This is a genomic window from Streptomyces fodineus, from assembly GCF_001735805.1.
GTDB classification, from domain to species: domain Bacteria; phylum Actinomycetota; class Actinomycetes; order Streptomycetales; family Streptomycetaceae; genus Streptomyces; species Streptomyces fodineus.
The window spans coordinates 2936879-2953708 of the sequence record NZ_CP017248.1 but is presented as its reverse complement, the minus strand read 5'-3'; the positions used below and the strand labels follow the sequence as shown (position 1 = coordinate 2953708).

Genomic DNA, 16830 nt, shown 5'->3' with positions numbered 1-16830 from the left:
CTGATCCCGCCCCGGGAACCGGCTGATCCGCCTCGAAGGCCCCGTTGATCGCGTCCCGAGTCGCTGGCTGATCGCGTCCCGAGTGGTGGCTGGACCGGTGCCGAGAGCCCGGCTGGACATACCCCGAGGGACCGGCTGATCCGGCCCCGAGTGGTCGGCTGGCCCGCGCCGAGGAACCGGCTCATCCCACCGCGAGGGTCCGGCCGAACCCGCCCCGAGTGGGCCGATGGACCCGCCCCGGAGAGACCCGCCGATCGCGCCCCGAGGGCCCGGCTGGTCCCGCCCCGAGGCACTCGCTCATCCCACCCCGAGGATCCGGCCGATCGCGCCCCGAGTGGCCGAATGGACCCGCCCCGAGAGCCCGGCTCATCCCGCCCCGAGGATCCGACCGAACCCACCCCGACAGCCCGGCTGGTCCCGCCCCGAGGCACTCGCTCATCCCACCCCGAGGATCCGGCCGATCGCGCCCCGAGTGGCCGAATGGACCCGCCCCGAGAGCCCGGCTGGTCCCGCCCCGAGGCACTCGCTCATCCCACCCCGAGGATCCGGCCGATCGCGCCCCGAGTGGCCGAATGCACCCACCCCGACAGCCCGGCTCATCCCGCCCCGGAAGGCCGCCCGAGCACGCCCCAAGTGCTCAGCGCGGGTTTTCGGTTACCGCGAACTCCGCGCCCTCCGGGTCCGCCACCGTGGCCACCCGGCCGTGTGGGCTGTCGTACGGTTGTCTGATGACGTTGCCGCCGAGGTCCGCGACCTGCCGCACCGTCGCCTCGACGTCGGCGACCTCGAAGTACGTCTGCCAGTGCGGTCCGCGATCGCGGGGCAGGCCGTGGCCCATGCCGTGCAGCCCGGCCACCGGTCGGCCGGCGAGGTGCAGGGTGACGTAGTCGAAGTCGGCGGACACCACCGGCTCCCGCTCGTAACCGAACACGGTGGCGTAGAACTTGGAGACGCTCTCGGTCTCGAAGGTCACCAGCTCGTTCCACGCGGGCGTCCCGGGCACACCGGTGATCGTGGTACCGAGATGCGCGGCGCCCTGCCAGATGCCGAACACGGCCCCGGAGGGGTCGGAGGCGATGGCCATCCGCCCGGCCTCGGCGGCGTCCAGCGGGCCGACCGCCACCGTGCCGCCGCACTCCCGTACCGTGTCGGCCGTCTGGTCCACGTCGTCCGAGGCGAGGTAGGGCGTCCAGGCGATCGGCAGCCGGCGGTCCGGCGGCAGCTGGCCCATGCCCGCCACCTCGTGGCCGTCCAGCAGCGCCCGCACATACGGGCCCAGTTGCCGCGGACCCGGCCGGAACTCCCAGCCGAACAGCTCGCCGTAGAACTCCTCGGTGGCGGCCAGCCCGTGCGCCATCAGGCTCACCCAGCAGGGCGCACCGGGCGCACGCCGCGCGTGCGGACCGGCCGGCTCCCGTGCCTCGGTCATCGATCACTCTCTCCCCGGCCCCTCGCGGTGGCCGTGTCGCTTCCGCTCCCCGGAAGGGGTGTCCACGCCGGCGGACGGGTACGCCCGTGCCGGTGCCCGCATCCTCCATGCCGCAGCGGGCCATAGCGCGCCGCCGCTCGGGGACACCTCCGGGAGGATGCCCGATCTGCCGTCTTTCGCCGCTTCCTGACGATGGCCGGCGGGTGTCCGCCGGTTCTACAGCACGTGCTCGATCCCGTACGCCCGGTGATCGAGCCTGCCCGGCCGAGCAGAGTAGCCGGACCTGGACGCCGCGGCCACCCCTGGCGTATGGATGGACGCCATGAGAGCCATCATCACCGCAACCGATCTCGCACCCGAGCTGACCGGCGACCGCCCGCCGGTGCTGCTGGACGTGCGCTGGCAGCTGAGCATGGCGAAGGCGGCGGGCGCGCCGGCCTTCGACGGGCGGGCCGAGTACGCGGCCGGGCACATCCCCGGCGCGGTCTTCGTCGACCTGGACCGTGAGCTGGCCGGCGCACCCGGGGACCAGGGCCGCCATCCGCTGCCGGATCTCGCGGAGTTCGGTGCCGCGATGCGCCGTGCGGGTGTGTCGGCCGGCCGCCCGGTCGTCGTGTACGACGGCGGTCAGGGCTGGGCGGCGGCACGCGCGTGGTGGCTGCTGCGCTGGACGGGTCACCCGGACGTGCGGGTCCTCGACGGTGGATTGCCGGCCTGGGAGGGTGAGCTGTCCACCGAGGTGCCGCAGGTGGCCGAGGGTGACTTCCGGCCGGCGCCGGCCGCGGCCGGACGGCTGGACGCGGACGCGGCGGCGGACCTGGCCCGTACGGGCGTACTGCTGGACGCGCGCGCGGGGGAGCGGTACCGCGGCGAGGTGGAGCCGATCGACCGGGTCGGCGGGCACATCCCGGGCGCGGTGTCGGCGCCGACGACGGAGAACGTGGGCCCCGACGGCCGCTTCCTGCCCGCGGCGGAACTGCGGGACCGCTTCAAGGCCCTGGGCGTCTCCGGGGACACCGAGGTGGGCGTGTACTGCGGGTCGGGCGTCTCCGGCGCCCACGAGGTCCTCGCGCTCGCCGTGGCCGGCATCCCGGCGGCGCTGTACGTCGGTTCGTGGTCCGAGTGGTCCTCGGACCCGTCCCGGCCGGTGGCGGTGGGGGCGGATCCGCAGTAGCGGCAGCGGGAGACGGAGCACGCACGCGTGCAGCCGGAATCGGGGGCACGCGCGCGTGCCCCCGATTCTTCCGTTTCCGTACGGCCGGTTACTCCTGCTTCTTGCGCCGCGTGCCGAACACGATCTCGTCCCAGCTCGGCACGGCGGCACGGCGGCCGGGGCGGACGCCGTCGGCCTCGGCCTGGCGGTCGGTCGCCCCGATGAGCCGGTCGCGGTGGCTGCCCACGGAGCGGGGCATGAGGACGTCCGCGTAGGCCGAACCGGCCGAAGCGGCGGGAGCCGGCGGTTCCTCGGCGGCCGGTTCCTCGGCGGGCTCCTCCGGGGGCTCCTCCCGGCGTTCGTCCCGGCGCTCCGGAACCACCAGGTCGCCCCGGAAGCTCGGCACGGCCTCCAGCAGGCTGGTCAGCGAGTCGCGTTCGCCCGTGCCCTCCTCGGCGGGCTCGGACGGCTGCGCGGGCAGGCTCGGCCGCTCCCGCTCGCCCCGGTCCAGCGCGCGGTCCATCGAACGCTCGCGCGGCAGGCGGGCGATGCGCGGCACGAACGGGAAGCTCGGCTCGGGCACGGCGAGGTCGTCGGACTCGCCGATGAGCGAGCGAGCCTCGTCGTCCACGGCCTGCACGAGCCGCCGGGGCGGGTCGTACGTCCAGCTCGCCGAGTGCGGTTCGCCGACGACCCGGTAGACGAGGAGCACCTCCCAGGTGCCGTCGTCGCGGCGCCAGGAGTCCCACTGCACGGTGTCCTTCTCCGCGCCGCGCAGCAGCAGCCGCTCCTGCACGGCCTCGCCGAGCAGCGGCCCGGAGTTCTCGCCGGGGCGGCGCACCGGGGTCTTGCGGGCGCGCTCGGCCATGAAGGCACGCTCGGCCAGCACCGGGCCCTCGAAGCGCCGTACCCGGTCGACGGGGATACCGGCGAGCTGGGCGACCTCTTCCGCGGTGGCACCGGCGCGTATACGCGCCTGGATGTCACGGGGGCGGAGATGGCTCTCGACCTCGATCTCGATCTGGCCGAGGCGCGGCCGGTCGCCGCGCACGGCGGCGCGCAGCCGTTCGTCGATCGGAAGCGTGTACTCCGTAGAGTCGGCAGCTTTCAGCACCAGCCGTGTGCCGTCATTCGAGACGGCCACGACACGCAGTTCGGGCATGGGGACCTCCCGGGTGGTGCCTGCCGACGTCACGTGCGTCGCTGCTTCCGCTAGTCGAGTGTGGCCTGCCCGGGTGCAGCCTGCCACAACCTTGCCGAGTTGCCCGGCGTGTCGGGCACGGGCCCTGGGTCGCCGTTATGGCACGGTTACCCGTTCGCAACGCTAAGTGACCAACTCCATCACCCTGTGCAACCAGCCCCCCTCCCGGCGGTCCTGCAAGGCCGCGGACATCCTGGTGGGAGACCGGACCCAGGGCTCGCAACAGTACTCCATTTGGACCATGTGCGTGGATGGGCGCGCCGCCCAACTTCTGCCAAGGGTGGCGACTTTGCCGTCGGCAACCGATTTTGCGGATCATGAACGTGGCGAACTTCACGCAATCCCCAGAAACGGAACTAATGGTTTCTGTCTTACGTCCCTATCTCGTGCAGTCGGTTGGCCGATGTCGACCAAGTACGGGAAAGGCAGGCAAGTTCCGGGTATGCGTGAAACGCCCGATGTGGGTCGCAAACGGATCGACCTGAGCGTCCCCCAGGTCGCGGGCAGTGCCCTGGCGGCCGTCGTGGCGGCCAAACTGGCGTCGTACTTCGGGGTGTACGGCACGATCCTCGGCGCCGGAGTCGTCAGTGCCGTCGCCACCTGCGGGGGCACGCTGTTCCAGCACTTCTTCAAGCGGACCGGGGAGCAGTTCAAGGAGGTGACCGTCGCGGCCCGCCCCCGGGGACAAGCGCCGGCGGCTCCCGGTGAGTTCACCGAAGGCACCGTCTACCGGGCGCGGGTGAAGAGCTGGCGGCGGCCGGTGGCCGCGGCCGCCGTCGTGTTCGGGGTGACCATGGCCGGCATCACCACGTACGAACTGGTGTCGGGCAACAGCTTCAGCGGCGGCACCGGTACGACGGTCGGCGACGCCGTCACCGGACGGGGCGCGTCCCCCGCGAAGCCCGAGAAGCCCGCGAAGTCCGGTTTCCCCGCCAAGTCCGAGGAGACGCCCGCCCCTTCGGACACCCCGTCCCGCGAACACGCGCCCGATGCCGGCGGCGGCAGGGACCACGGCACCTCCCCGACCCTCGGCGACTCGCCGAGCGGGGAACCGGGCGAACCGGGCGACGGCCCGAGCTCGGCCCCCGCGCCCAGCGGGACCGCCACGACGCCTACGACCCCAGAACCCTCCGCAAGTAGTCGTTCTGGAACAGACGTTCCGGGTCAAGGCGGTCCCTCAGCGCAGTGAACTCGCCGAACCGCGGGTAGACGCGCGCGAAGTACTCGGCGTCCCGGGTGTGCACCTTGCCCCAGTGCGGCCGGCCCTCGTGCGCGGTGAAGATCCGCTCGGCGGCGGTGAAGTAGGCCTGGTACGGCGTGCCCCGGAACATATGGACGGCGATGTAGGCGCTGTCCCGGCCGGAGGCGGTGGACAGGGTGATGTCGTCGGCCGGGGCGGTGCGCACCTCGACGGGGAAGCTGACCCGCAGCCCCGAGCGGTCGACCATGGACTTCAGCTCGCGCAGCGTCTCCACCAGGGCCGCACGCGGGACGGCGTACTCCATCTCGACGAAGCGCACCCGGCGCGGCGAGGTGAACACCTTGTAGGGGATGTCCGTGTACGTCCGTGCGGACAGGGCCTTGCTGGAGATCTGCGCGATGGCGGGAACGGCGGCGGGGGCGGCGCGGCCGACCCACTGGGCCACCTGGAAGACGCCGTTGGAGAGGAACTCGTCCTCGAACCAGCCGGCCAGCTGCCCCACGGGCTGCTCGGGACCGGCGCTGCGGTTGTTCCGCTTGGTGTTGGTGTTGCCGGTGTGCGGGAACCAGTAGAACTCGAAGTGCTCGTTCTCCGCCCACAGTTGATCGAACTCGGCGAGGACCCGCTCGAAGGGCATCGGCTCCTCGCGCGCGGTGAGCAGAAAGAGCGGCTCCACGGCGAAGGTGATCGCGGTGACGACGCCGAGGGCGCCGAGGCCTATTCGGGCCGCCGCGAAGACCTCGGGATTCTCCTTCTCGGAGCAGGTGAGCACCGAGCCGTCGGCCGTGACGAGTTCGAGGCCTGTGATCTGGGCGGCGATCGAGGCCGACTCACGGCCCGTGCCGTGTGTGCCGGTGCTCGTGGCCCCGGAGACGGTCTGCTCCATGATGTCACCCATGTTGGTGAGCGACAGACCCTCGCGCGCCAGAGCCGCATTGAGTCTCTTGAGCGGGGTGCCGGCCTCGACCGTGACGGTCATGGCGTTACGGTCAATGTTGCGGATGCCCGTCAACAGTTGAGGGCGGATCAACACACCGTCGGTGGCGGCGATGGACGTGAAGGAGTGCCCGGTGCCGACGGCCTTCACCTTCAGGCCGTCCTCGGCGGCCCGGCGCACCGCCGCCGCCAGCTCCTCCACCGACGCCGGCGCGACCTCCCGGACGGGCCGGGCGGAGACGTTGCCGCCCCAGTTACGCCAGGTGCCGTTCTTCCCGCTCGCTGTGCTGCTCAACGGTGCCTCCCCGACCCGCGGCCGGCCTGCGCAGCCGGCGGTACCCGAGGAAACCGACCGCGACCGCGACGGCTCCGGACACGGCCGGAACCCCGTACCCGGCCCGCGCCCCGGCTGCGTCGATCACCCAGCCGGCCGCGGAGGAGCCGAGCGCGACGCCGACCGCGAGGCCGGTGCTCACCCAGGTCATGCCCTCGGTGAGTTTCGCGCGAGGTACGTGCTCTTCGATGAGGGACATCGTCGTGATCATCGTCGGTGCGATGGACAGCCCCGCAACGAACAGCGCCACGGCCAGAAGCGGCAGGTTTCCGACCAGTAGGAGGGGGATCATACTCACGGCCATCGCTGCCACGCCCAGTAGCCAGCGGCGTTCCGGTGCCCCGGCGAACCGCAGCAGCCCGAAGACCACGCCGGCCACACAGGAGCCGGCCGCGTACAGCGCGAGCACCACGCTGGCGGCGCTTTTGTGGCCGCGCTCGTCGGCGAAGGCGACGGTGACCACGTCCACGGACCCGAAGATCGCGCCGGTCGCCACGAAAGTGGCCACCAGTACCTGCAGCCCGCCCGAGCGCAGCGCGGTACCGCCGCCGTGGTGCTCGCGCGGGTGCGGTTGCGGCTCGGTGGCGCGCTGGGCGGTGAGCCAGAAGACCCCGGCCGCCAGGAAGCAGGCGGCGAGCAGCGGCCCGGCCTCCGGGAACCAGGCCGTGGACAGACCGATGGAGATGATCGGGCCGAAGATGAAGCAGACCTCGTCGATGACCGACTCGAACGAGTACGCGGTGTGCAGTTTCTCGGTGCCCCGGTACAGCGCCGCCCAGCGGGCCCGGATCATCGCGCCCAGGCTCGGCACCGAGCCGATCCCGGCCGCGCACACGAACAGCACCCAGTCCGGCGACTTGGAGTGCGCGGCGAGCAGCAGCCCGGCCGCCGCCGTGAGCGTCACCAGGGTCGCCGGGCGCAGCACCCGGCGCTGCCCGTGCCGGTCGACCAGCCGGGATATCTGCGGCCCGATCGCTGCGGCGGACAGCGCGATGGTGGCCGAAAGGGCGCCCGCGAGCCCGTACCGCCCGGTCAGCTGGGAGATCATCGTGACCACGCCGATGCCCATCATCGACAGCGGCATCCGGCCGAGGAATCCCGCGGCGGAGAACGCCTTGGTGCCGGGTTCGGCGAACAGGGCTCTATAGGGGCTGGGCACGTGGGCTCCGAAGCGGCTCGTAAGGCGCGAATGCGGCGGAGACAGCTTACGAGTTAGGCGACCCTAAATGCATCTGGTTTGACCATGGAAAAAACCGGCATAAACCAGTTGGAACCCGACTCGTCACCCTGCTGTTTCCCGGCTGTCAGTACCGGGTGGCAGGATCGAGACATGCCAGACGCGCTCGATGCCACCCCGTACGACGCCCTGCTCCTGCTCTCCTTCGGCGGCCCCGAAGGCCCGGACGACGTGGTCCCGTTCCTGGAGAACGTCACGCGCGGGCGCGGCATCCCGAAGGAACGCCTGAAGGAAGTCGGGCAGCACTACTTCCGGTTCGGCGGGGTCAGCCCCATCAACGACCAGAACCGCGCCCTGCTGGACGCCCTGCGCAAGGACTTCGCCGAGCACGGCCTGGACCTGCCCGTCTACTGGGGCAACCGCAACTGGGTGCCGTATCTGACGGACACCCTGCGCGAGATGGTCGCCGACGGCCGCCGCCGCATCCTCGTCCTCGCCACCAGCGCCTACGCCTCCTACTCGGGCTGCCGCCAGTACCGGGAGAACCTGGCCGACGCGCTGGCCACGCTTCAGGCCGAGGGTCTGGAGCTGCCGAGGATCGACAAGCTGCGGCACTACTTCAACCACCCCGGCTTCGTCGAGCCCATGATCGACGGCGTGCTGCGCTCCCTCGCCGACCTCCCCGAGGACGTCCGCGTCGGCGCCCACCTCGCCTTCACCACGCACTCCATCCCGACCTCCGCCGCCGACACCTCCGGCCCCGTCGAGACCCACGGAGAGGGCGGCGCCTACGTCGAGCAGCACCTGGACGTGGCCGAGCTGATCGCCGACGCCGTCCGCGAGCGCACCGGCGTCGACCACCCCTGGCGGCTGGTGTACCAGTCCCGCTCCGGCGCCCCGCACATCCCGTGGCTCGAGCCGGACATCTGCGACCACCTCCAGGAGCAGCACGCGGCGGGCGTCCCGGCCGTCGTCATGGCGCCCATCGGCTTCGTCTCCGACCACATGGAGGTCCTCTACGACCTCGACACCGAGGCCACGGCCAAGGCCGAGGAGCTGGGCCTGCCCGTGCGCCGCTCGGCCACCGTGGGCGCCGACCCGCGGTTCGCCGCCGCCGTCCGCGAGCTGATCACCGAGCGCGCCGCCGTCGAACGCGGCCAGGAGGTCACCCCCTGCGCCCTGGGCGCCCTCGGCCCGAGCCACGACATCTGCCCCGTCGGCTGCTGCCCGGCCCGCGCCCCGCACCCGGCCGCCGCAGGCGCCGACAGCCCCTACGCGTGAGGAGACCCGTGACCGACGCCCCGCACCGGGAACTGCTGGAACTGGCACAGGAGGCCGCCCGGCGAGCCGGAGAGCTGCTGCGCGACGGCCGCCCCGCCGACCTGGCCGTGGCGAGGACCAAGTCCAGCCCGATCGACGTCGTCACCGATATGGACATCGCGGCGGAGAAGCTGATCACCGATCTGATCTCCGGCCGGCGGCCCGACGACGGCTTCCTCGGCGAGGAGGGCGCCTCCAGCGCGGGCACCAGCGGCATCCGCTGGGTGATCGACCCGCTCGACGGCACGGTGAACTACCTGTACGGACTGCCGACCTGGGCGGTGTCCATCGCGGCCGAGCAGGACGGCGAGACGGTCGTCGGGGTAGTCGCGGCTCCGATGCGCGGCGAGACGTACCACGCCGTGCGCGGGGGCGGCGCGTGGGCCACGGGCGCGGGGGAGGGCGAACGGGCGCTCGCCTGCCGCCCCGCGCCCCCGCTGGACCAGGCCCTGGTCTCCACCGGCTTCAACTACGTCTCCGAGGTCCGCGCGCATCAGGCCGAGGTGGCCGGCCGGCTGATCCCGCTGCTGCGGGACATCCGGCGCAGCGGGTCGGCGGCGGTCGACCTGTGCGATGTGGCCTGCGGCCGGCTTGACGGGTACTACGAGCGGGGGCTCAACGCGTGGGACTTCGCGGCGGGAGACCTGATCGCCCGGGAGGCGGGCGCGCTGGTCGGCGGGCGGCCCGGGCAAGGGCCGTCGCGGGATCTGACCGTCGCCGGGTCGCCGGGGGTGTTCGAGCCGCTGCAGGAGCTGCTGGAGCGGCTCGGGGCGTGGCACGACTGACGGTCGCCACAAGAACGGAACTCGCCACAGAAACAGACGGGACCCCGGCGCTGGATTCGCCGGGGGTCCCGCTGTTTTATGCTGTCGGGCCGATCAGACGCGGTACGCGCCGACCTCCACACCGTGTTCGGCGGCGAGGCGTCGCAGGTCGTCGAGCTCTGCCTGCTCTACTTCGACGAGGAAGTCGTCACCCTCGTCGCGAGCCCGCGACAGGTCGGACTCGGTCGCCCTTATGCGCTGCAGAAGTCCTGCGGTGAAAGCGTCCATGCTGCGCCCCCTCGTCCTGGGTCGTGGGTCGGTGGCACGGGGGTGTGCCGGTTGGGAAAGGGGCGATCACGTCTCTCACGGGTGCCCAGCGCTGCCCTGCCGGGCGGCGACGGTGCCGGACACCCGCGCCCACTCTGCAAAAGCGGATCGCGGAGTACCGCATGGTGCTGCGGCACATGCAGAGCGTGATCGCGGGGTGTAAAGCCGTCCTCCCCCCGCTCCCTCACCCGGAAACCTCAACCGGAGGAGAAAATCTCGTATTCCCGCCCGAGGCGCCGGTCCGTGCTGCCCGCAACCCGCCTTACAGCCGACTTACGGCCGAAAAGGGCAGGATGGAGGTCACACCCCACGAACACCCCTGCCCGCGTGATCCCACGGAGCGCTACGCGGGTGGACACAGGAAGGACTTGCGACGTGCGCGTACTCGTCGTCGAGGACGAGCAGCTGCTCGCCGATGCGGTGGCCACCGGACTGCGCCGGGAGGCCATGGCCGTCGACGTCGTGTACGACGGTGCGGCCGCCCTGGAGCGCATCGGCGTCAACGACTATGACGTGGTCGTCCTCGACCGCGACCTCCCGCTGGTGCACGGCGACGACGTCTGCCGCAAGATCGTCGAGCTGGGCATGCCGACGCGCGTGCTCATGCTCACGGCGTCCGGCGACGTCAGCGACCGTGTCGAGGGCCTGGAGATCGGCGCCGACGACTATCTCCCCAAGCCGTTCGCGTTCAGCGAGCTGATCGCGCGCGTGCGCGCCCTCGGCCGCCGTACGAGCGTGCCCCTGCCGCCGGTCCTGGAGCGCGCCGGCATCAAGCTGGACCCCAACCGCCGCGAGGTCTTCCGCGACGGCAGGGAGATCCAGCTCGCGCCGAAGGAGTTCGCGGTGCTGGAGGTGCTCATGCGCAGCGAGGGCGCGGTCGTCTCGGCCGAGCAGTTGCTGGAGAAGGCCTGGGACGAGAACACCGACCCGTTCACCAACGTGGTGCGGGTGACCGTGATGACCCTGCGGCGCAAGCTGGGCGAGCCGCCGGTGATCGTCACCGTCCCCGGCTCCGGCTATCGGATCTGATCCGCCATGGCCGCCGCACCCGCGCCGCCCCAGGCGCCACCGAAGCCCACCTGGGACCCCAGGAGGCCGCAGCCGCCCTTCCCGTGGCTGCGCCCGACCATCCGTATACGGCTCACGCTGCTGTACGGCGGCATGTTCCTGATCGCCGGCATCCTGCTGCTGTCGATCATCTACCTGCTGGCCGCGCACGCGCTGAACGTGGGCAGTGAGCTGCCCTTCAAGATCCTCTCCGGCTCGGTGAGCAGCAGCACCTGCAACTTCCCGTCCCAGCCGTCGGCGTCCGAGCTGAACACCGCGATGAACGACTGCGTCAACCAGCAGCGCCAGCACGCCCTCGACGACCTGCTCAGCCGCTCGCTGCTGGCTCTGCTGGGCCTCGCCGTGATCGCCTTCGCCTTCGGTTACGCGATGGCCGGCCGGGTGCTGTTCCCGCTCGGCCGGATCACCCGTACCGCACGCCAGGTGGCCGGCTCCGACCTGTCCCGCCGTATCGAGCTGGACGGCCCGGATGACGAGCTGAAGGAGCTGGCGGACACCTTCGACGACATGCTGGAGCGGCTGCAGCGGGCCTTCACCGCCCAGCAGCGCTTCGTCGGCAACGCCTCCCACGAGCTGCGCACCCCGCTCGCGATCAACAGAACGCTCCTGGAGGTCCATCTGTCGGACCCCAACGCTCCGGTGGAGCTGCAGCAGCTCGGCAAGACGCTGCTGGCCACCAACGAGCGCAGCGAGCAGCTGGTCGAGGGCCTGCTGCTGCTCGCCCGCAGCGACAACCAGATCGTCGAGCGGGGGCCCGTCGACCTGGCCGAGGTCGCCACGCAGGCCATCGACCAGGTGCACGCCGAGGCCGAGGCCAAGGGCGTGAAGATCCGCGGCGAGCGCAAGCCCGCCGTGGTGCAGGGCAATGGCGTGCTGCTGGAGCGGATCGCGCTGAACCTGGTGCAGAACGCCGTGCGGTACAACGTGGCCGAGGAGGGCTGGGTCGAGGTGAACACCGAGGTCCAGCACGCGCAGGCGGTGCTGACCGTCACGAACACCGGGCCGGTGGTGCCGGCGTACGAGATCGACAACCTCTTCGAGCCCTTCAGGCGGCTCCGCACGGAGCGCACGGGCAGCGACAAGGGGGTGGGACTCGGCCTGTCCATCGTCCGGTCCGTGGCCCGCGCGCACGGCGGCCACATCGCGGCACAGCCCCGCGAGGGAGGCGGTCTGGTGATGCGGGTCACCCTGCCGGTGTGATCCGCAACCGGACCGCCGTTCGACACACGCGAGAGATGTTCGCTTCACGCGGAATTTTTCAGCCGCCGAATGAGCTTCCTGTTGTGTGATCGATCACATGGACGGATTTTCGGCCATGTACTCTCCGTGATCATGAAACATGGAGGAAAGCCGGGAAAGTCCTGGTTTTCAGGGCACTTGATCACGGGAAGTACACGGTGAGGCGCCTTTGAGGTGCGGCATTCGAACCGTGTACGGTCCTCACCGCCATCCAAGCCGATCACTCTTGAGGGGTCGGGTTGGGTGTCGATTGAGTAACAGACCTTGATGTGAGGCAAAATCTCCGCCTCAGGTCGGGCACAAGTCCGGCCTCTCACGCGTTACGTGCGCTGGAGACACCGCAGACACCCAGAGGGGGAGAGCGATATGGCAACCGATTACGACACTCCACGCAAGACCGACGACGACGTCGACTCGGACAGCTTGGAAGAGCTGAAGGCCCGGCGGAACGACAAGTCCACTTCGTCCGTGGACGTCGACGAGTTCGAGGCCGCAGAGGGGCTCGAACTGCCCGGCGCCGACCTCTCGAACGAGGAGCTGGCCGTCCGGGTGCTGCCCAAGCAGCAGGACGAGTTCACCTGCATGAGCTGCTTCCTGGTGCACCACCGCAGCCAGCTGGCCCGGGAGAAGAACGGTCAGCCGATCTGCCGCGACTGCGACTGAGGACGGGTCGGCCATGTCTGGCTCGACCCCTCCTCGGAAGCGCCGCTTTTCCCCGGGGAAAGCGGACGAAGGGCCGTTCGACGGCCCGCACGGCGCGCGTGACGACGGGCGGGGCTCACCGCAAGGGGTGGCCCCGCTCGAACCGGCTGTCCGGGCAGACCACCCGGCGCCGGTGCGGCAGCCCGCGCCCGTCGCCCGGCGACGGGCCGCGGTGGTGCGTGACAAAGCCCGGGACCTGGCCCGGGAAGGAGCCCGCAGGGGCGGCAGCCACGCCCGCGCGGGCCTGGCCTATCTCACCGACCGGATCATCGAGATCGCCCCGCGTGTCCCCGTACGCGACCTCGCGACCCTGCGCGCGCAGTTCCCGGGCCTGGGGCCCGAAGAGCTCGCCGACAAGCTGGTGGCCGGCGCGGCGGCCGGTACCTCCACCGTCGGAGCCGGGATCGGAGCGGCGGCGATGCTGCCGGTGCCGCCGGCCCTGCCGACCGAGCTGGCCGCGGAGATCACCGGGGTCGCCGCGATCGAGCTGAAGCTCATCGCCGAACTGCACGAGGTCTACGGCGTCCGGCCGCCCGGGAACCTGAAGACCCGCAGCACCGCGTATCTGTCCTCCTGGTCGCAGGAGCGCGGCATCGACGTGATGAAGCCGTCGACGTACGACGCGGCCCTCGGCGGCCGCATGAAGCGCGAACTGCGCCAGCAGGTCATGAAACGGGTGGTCCGGAACCTGCCCAACCTCATGCCGTTCATGGTGGGCGCCGCGGTCGGGGCGGTCATGAACCGCCGGGACACCAAGCGGCTCGCCGCGCGCATCCGGGCCGACCTGCGCGAGATCCAGGTCCCCTGGGAGAAGCTGGAGGAGCTTCCGCCGCTGGAGAAGCCGGCGGAGCCCCTGAGACTGCGCGACCTGCCCGAAGAGCTCTAGGCCTGCGCCGTACGCGCCGCCTCGATCGCCGCCGCCAGCCGCTCCGGCTCCCGTGTCGACAGGTACAGGTACGGCGTCGGGTCCTCGGGGTCGGTGACCTCCACCCGCAGCGCCGTGGGGATGTAGGCGCGCAGCAGCAGGAACGCGCGGGTGTCGGCCTTGTACGTCCGCCAGGCGCGGGCCTCCTCCGCGTCCAGCACCTCCGATGCGCCCAGCGCCGACACCGGGATCTTCGCCTCTCCCGCGATCAGCGAGTCGCCCACGACACGGATGCGCGGGGAGCCGTACGCACTGGCGACCACCGCCGCCGCCGCCGTACCGCCGACCAGGCCGCCGAGCAGCGGCAGGATGCCGAACGGAAGCAGGATCAGGGCGAACGAGACGCCCACGAGGAAGCTGATCAGCCACCACGAGCGGGGGGCGGTGAGGCGTTCTTCGTAGGGGGTGGCGGAGAGCTGCATGGGGCCAAGCTTGGCACGGGATCCGAAACCCCCCGACGCGCGGGTAAGGTCTGCGCCTGTGAGTGGTAGTTCCGCAAGCCTTCAGCCTCCTGCCGACGCGGTGAAACCGGTACGGCACCCCGACGCGCCCGCGCCCGGCGAACTGCTCGGCGCCCACTACGAACACTGTTTCGGCTGTGGCCCCGGGCAGCCGCACGGGCTCCACCTGGAGGCCCGCGCCGGCGAGGGGGTCTCGCTGACCGCCGAGTTCACCGTCCAGCCCGCCCACCAGGGCGCCCCGGGCCTCGCGCACGGCGGAGTACTGGCCACGGCCCTCGACGAGACCCTGGGTTCGCTGAACTGGCTGCTGCGGACCATCGCCGTCACCGGCCGGCTGGAGACCGGGTTCGTGCGGCCGGTCCCGGTGGGCACCACGCTCCACCTGGAGGCCGAGGTCACCGCCGTCGCCGGACGGAAGATCTACTCCACCGCCACCGGACGCCTCGGCGCCCCGGACGGCCCCGTCGCCCTCCGCGCCGACGCCCTCTTCATCGAGGTCAAGGTCGACCACTTCATCGACCACGGCCGTAAGGAGGAGATCCAGGCCGCCATGAGCGACCCGGACCAGATCCGGCGCACCCGTGCCTTCGAGGTGAACCCGTGAGCCGTGGTCCCCTCGACGTGCTGATCCGGCGCGTCGACCCCGACGTACCGCTTCCGGAGTACGAGCACCCCGGGGATGCCGGAGCCGATCTGCGTACGACCGAGCGGTGTGAGCTGAAGCCCGGGGAGCGGGCCGTGCTGCCCACGGGCGTGTCGATCGCTCTCCCGGAGGGGTACGCGGCCTTTGTGCATCCGCGCTCCGGCCTCGCCGCCCGCTGCGGCGTGGCCCTCGTGAATGCCCCGGGGACGGTAGATGCCGGGTACCGTGGGGAGATCAAGGTGATCGTGGTGAATCTCGACCCGCGCGAGTCCGTGCGGTTCGAGCGCTTCGACCGGATTGCCCAACTGGTCGTCCAGCAGGTCGAGAGGGTCCGCTTCCATCAGGTCGCGGAGCTTCCCGGCTCGGCGCGGGCCGAAGGGGGCTTCGGGTCCACCGGTGGCCATGCCGCGGTGGGCGGCGAGAGCGGCACAAGCGGTCAGGCCGCCGATGGCGGTCCGACGGGTGGGAATCGATACGCTTCGGTCGTATCCGACCGGGAAGGACAGTGACGTGTTCGGACGTCGCAAGAAGAAGGGTGCCGCCGAGGACGCGGCCGGCGAGGCCGAGCAGGTCGTCGACAGCGTCGACACCGAGGCGGACGAGGAAGAAGAGGCCGGGCGCGAGCGCGTACGGCTGGAGCCCGGGCCCCGGCCCGAGGGGCCGTGGGACAGCAGCGAGGTGCACGACCCGGCCGAGGGCCGCGTCGACCTCGGCGGACTGTTCATCCCCGGCGTCGACGGCATGGAGCTGCGGGTCGAGGTGGCCGGTGACGCCATCGTCGCCGCGACCGTCGTGCTGCGCGACAGCGCCGTGCAGCTCCAGGCCTTCGCCGCCCCCAAGCGCGAGGGCATCTGGGGTGAGGTCCGCGACGAGATCGCGTCCGGCATCACCCAGCAGGGTGGCATCGTCGACGAGGTCGAGGGGCCACTGGGGTGGGAGCTGCGGGCGCAGGTGCCGGTGCAGCTGCCGGACGGCACGGGCGGTTTCCAGGTCGTGCGGTTCGTCGGCGTGGACGGCCCGCGCTGGTTCCTGCGCGGGGTGATCTCCGGCCAGGGCGCGGTGCAGCCGCAGGCCGCGGGTCTGCTGGAGCAGATCTTCCGCGACACGGTCGTGGTCCGCGGCGAGGGCCCGATGGCGCCCCGCGACCCGATCGTCCTCAAGCTGCCCAACGACGCGCAGATGGTCCCCGAGGGGATTCAGCAGGAGGAGGGGTCGCGCTTCTCGGGCGGGATGGGACAGCTGCAGCGGGGCCCGGAGATCACCGAGGTCCGCTAGACGCTCCGCTGGGTTCCGCAGTGCTACACGGGCCGTGCCTTCGAGGGGTGCGGCCCGTTTTCGCCGGGGCGCGCCGTCGGGGGAGTCCCGCGTCGCCGGGTGCGGGGCCGTTGTGGTTGCTCGCGCCGTACGACTTGTGCACGTCCTCGACCCTGACCATGGTCTCGGTGACCACGGCACTCATAGCGCCCAGTCGTTCGGGCTCATCCCGATCCTCACCGCGGCCGAGAACGTCGGCGTACCGCTGCGGCCGCGTCGTGCCGACCCGCGCGAGCGCGAGGAACGCGTCGAGCTGCTGCTGTCCCTCGTCGGGCCGGCCGGGCACGCGGCCCAGCGGCCCGGCGAGCTGTCCGGCGGCCGGCAGCAGCGGGTCGCCATCGCGCGCGCCCTCGCCGACCGCCCGGCCCTGATCGTCGCCGACGAACCGACCGGGCAGCTCGACGCCGAGACCGGGCACGCCGTCATGGAGCTGCTGCGGGCCGTCGTCCGCAGCGAGCGGGCCACCGCGCTGGTCGCCACCCATGACGCGACCCTCCTGGATCTCGCCGACGGGTCCTGGAACTGTGCGACGGCGAGATCGTCGAGCACTGACCGAACAACCGATCAGGGCGCTCATCAGGGTTGCGTCAAAGTTGCCCGCTGCCCCCCTCCCTGTCCCGTTTGACGTGATTGTTG

Annotated in this window: 17 protein-coding genes and 1 pseudogene; 12 read left to right on the top strand and 6 right to left on the bottom strand. The window is 71.6% G+C overall.

Annotated features, from left to right (window positions below; all coding sequences use genetic code 11):
- Positions 1–637: 637 nt before the first annotated feature.
- Entirely contained in the window at positions 638–1429 is a 792-nt protein-coding gene (locus BFF78_RS11910; RefSeq protein ID WP_069778306.1) for a VOC family protein, read from the bottom strand.
- A gap of 322 nt (positions 1430–1751) precedes the next feature.
- Here BFF78_RS11910 and BFF78_RS11905 point away from each other — a divergent pair, with 322 nt between their 5' ends.
- A complete protein-coding gene (locus BFF78_RS11905) occupies positions 1752–2603 on the top strand; it encodes a sulfurtransferase (RefSeq protein ID WP_069783530.1) in 852 nt (283 codons plus the stop codon).
- A gap of 88 nt (positions 2604–2691) precedes the next feature.
- Here BFF78_RS11905 and sepH read toward each other — a convergent pair whose 3' ends face one another.
- A complete protein-coding gene (gene sepH, locus BFF78_RS11900) occupies positions 2692–3744 on the bottom strand; it encodes a septation protein SepH (RefSeq protein WP_069778305.1) in 1053 nt (350 codons plus the stop codon).
- Positions 3745–4225: 481 nt separating this feature from the next.
- Between sepH and BFF78_RS11895 the strand changes: the two genes are divergently transcribed.
- Entirely contained in the window at positions 4226–4972 is a 747-nt protein-coding gene (locus BFF78_RS11895; protein ID WP_069778304.1) for a hypothetical protein, read from the top strand.
- Here the strand turns inward: BFF78_RS11895 and BFF78_RS11890 are convergent.
- Together BFF78_RS11890 and BFF78_RS11885 are read right to left on the bottom strand one after the other, a co-directional pair.
- Positions 4896–6215 (bottom strand): D-arabinono-1,4-lactone oxidase, encoded by a 1320-nt coding sequence (locus BFF78_RS11890; RefSeq protein WP_069778303.1) that lies wholly within the window; start codon positions 6213–6215, stop codon positions 4896–4898. The two genes, BFF78_RS11895 and BFF78_RS11890, sit on opposite strands and share 77 nt — an antisense overlap.
- Positions 6175–7413, bottom strand: a complete 1239-nt coding sequence (locus BFF78_RS11885) for an MFS transporter (RefSeq protein ID WP_069778302.1) — start codon at positions 7411–7413, stop codon at positions 6175–6177. The genes BFF78_RS11890 and BFF78_RS11885 overlap by 41 nt, the downstream gene beginning before the upstream one ends.
- A gap of 171 nt (positions 7414–7584) precedes the next feature.
- On the opposite strand from BFF78_RS11885, the gene BFF78_RS11880 reads away from it, so the two are divergent.
- Both BFF78_RS11880 and BFF78_RS11875 read left to right on the top strand, forming a co-directional pair.
- A complete protein-coding gene (locus tag BFF78_RS11880) occupies positions 7585–8712 on the top strand; it encodes a ferrochelatase (RefSeq protein WP_069778301.1) in 1128 nt (375 codons plus the stop codon).
- 8 nt (positions 8713–8720) lie between these two features.
- Positions 8721–9536, top strand: a complete 816-nt coding sequence (locus BFF78_RS11875) for an inositol monophosphatase family protein (RefSeq protein WP_069778300.1) — start codon at positions 8721–8723, stop codon at positions 9534–9536.
- A 93-nt stretch (positions 9537–9629) separates the two neighbouring features.
- On the opposite strand, the gene BFF78_RS46825 is transcribed toward BFF78_RS11875, so the two are convergent.
- Positions 9630–9803 carry a hypothetical protein gene (locus BFF78_RS46825; protein ID WP_165289360.1) on the bottom strand — a complete coding sequence of 58 codons (174 nt, stop codon included), beginning with the start codon at positions 9801–9803 and terminating at the stop codon, positions 9630–9632.
- A gap of 414 nt (positions 9804–10217) precedes the next feature.
- Here BFF78_RS46825 and BFF78_RS11870 point away from each other — a divergent pair, with 414 nt between their 5' ends.
- The 4 genes from BFF78_RS11870 (at position 10218) to BFF78_RS11855 (ending at position 13737) form a co-directional block, all read left to right on the top strand.
- The gene (locus BFF78_RS11870) at positions 10218–10871 is read left to right on the top strand and encodes a response regulator transcription factor (protein ID WP_069778299.1); all 654 of its coding nucleotides are present in this window, start codon (positions 10218–10220) and stop codon (positions 10869–10871) included.
- 6 nt (positions 10872–10877) lie between these two features.
- A complete protein-coding gene (locus BFF78_RS11865; protein WP_069778298.1) occupies positions 10878–12110 on the top strand; it encodes a sensor histidine kinase in 1233 nt (410 codons plus the stop codon).
- A 405-nt stretch (positions 12111–12515) separates the two neighbouring features.
- Entirely contained in the window at positions 12516–12812 is a 297-nt protein-coding gene (locus BFF78_RS11860) for a DUF4193 domain-containing protein (protein WP_003997302.1), read from the top strand.
- Positions 12813–12825: 13 nt separating this feature from the next.
- Complete coding sequence (locus BFF78_RS11855) at positions 12826–13737, top strand: hypothetical protein (RefSeq protein WP_193433442.1); 912 nt, start codon at positions 12826–12828, stop codon at positions 13735–13737.
- Here BFF78_RS11855 and BFF78_RS11850 read toward each other — a convergent pair.
- Positions 13734–14198 carry a DUF3093 domain-containing protein gene (locus BFF78_RS11850; RefSeq protein WP_069778296.1) on the bottom strand — a complete coding sequence of 155 codons (465 nt, stop codon included), beginning with the start codon at positions 14196–14198 and terminating at the stop codon, positions 13734–13736. The genes BFF78_RS11855 and BFF78_RS11850 overlap by 4 nt on opposite strands.
- A 58-nt stretch (positions 14199–14256) precedes the next feature.
- Between BFF78_RS11850 and BFF78_RS11845 the strand changes: the two genes are divergently transcribed.
- From BFF78_RS11845 to BFF78_RS11830, 4 genes and pseudogenes are all read left to right on the top strand, one after another.
- Positions 14257–14841 carry a PaaI family thioesterase gene (locus tag BFF78_RS11845; protein ID WP_069778295.1) on the top strand — a complete coding sequence of 195 codons (585 nt, stop codon included), beginning with the start codon at positions 14257–14259 and terminating at the stop codon, positions 14839–14841.
- Complete coding sequence (gene dut, locus BFF78_RS11840) at positions 14838–15389, top strand: dUTP diphosphatase (RefSeq protein WP_069778294.1); 552 nt, start codon at positions 14838–14840, stop codon at positions 15387–15389. The genes BFF78_RS11845 and dut overlap by 4 nt, the downstream gene beginning before the upstream one ends.
- A 1-nt stretch (position 15390) precedes the next feature.
- Positions 15391–16155, top strand: coding sequence for a DUF3710 domain-containing protein (locus BFF78_RS11835; protein WP_069778293.1), 765 nt, complete (start codon positions 15391–15393; stop codon positions 16153–16155).
- A 190-nt stretch (positions 16156–16345) separates the two neighbouring features.
- Positions 16346–16746 (top strand): annotated as a pseudogene (locus BFF78_RS11830) (ABC transporter ATP-binding protein); the annotation flags it as partial.
- Positions 16747–16830 lie beyond the last annotated feature (84 nt).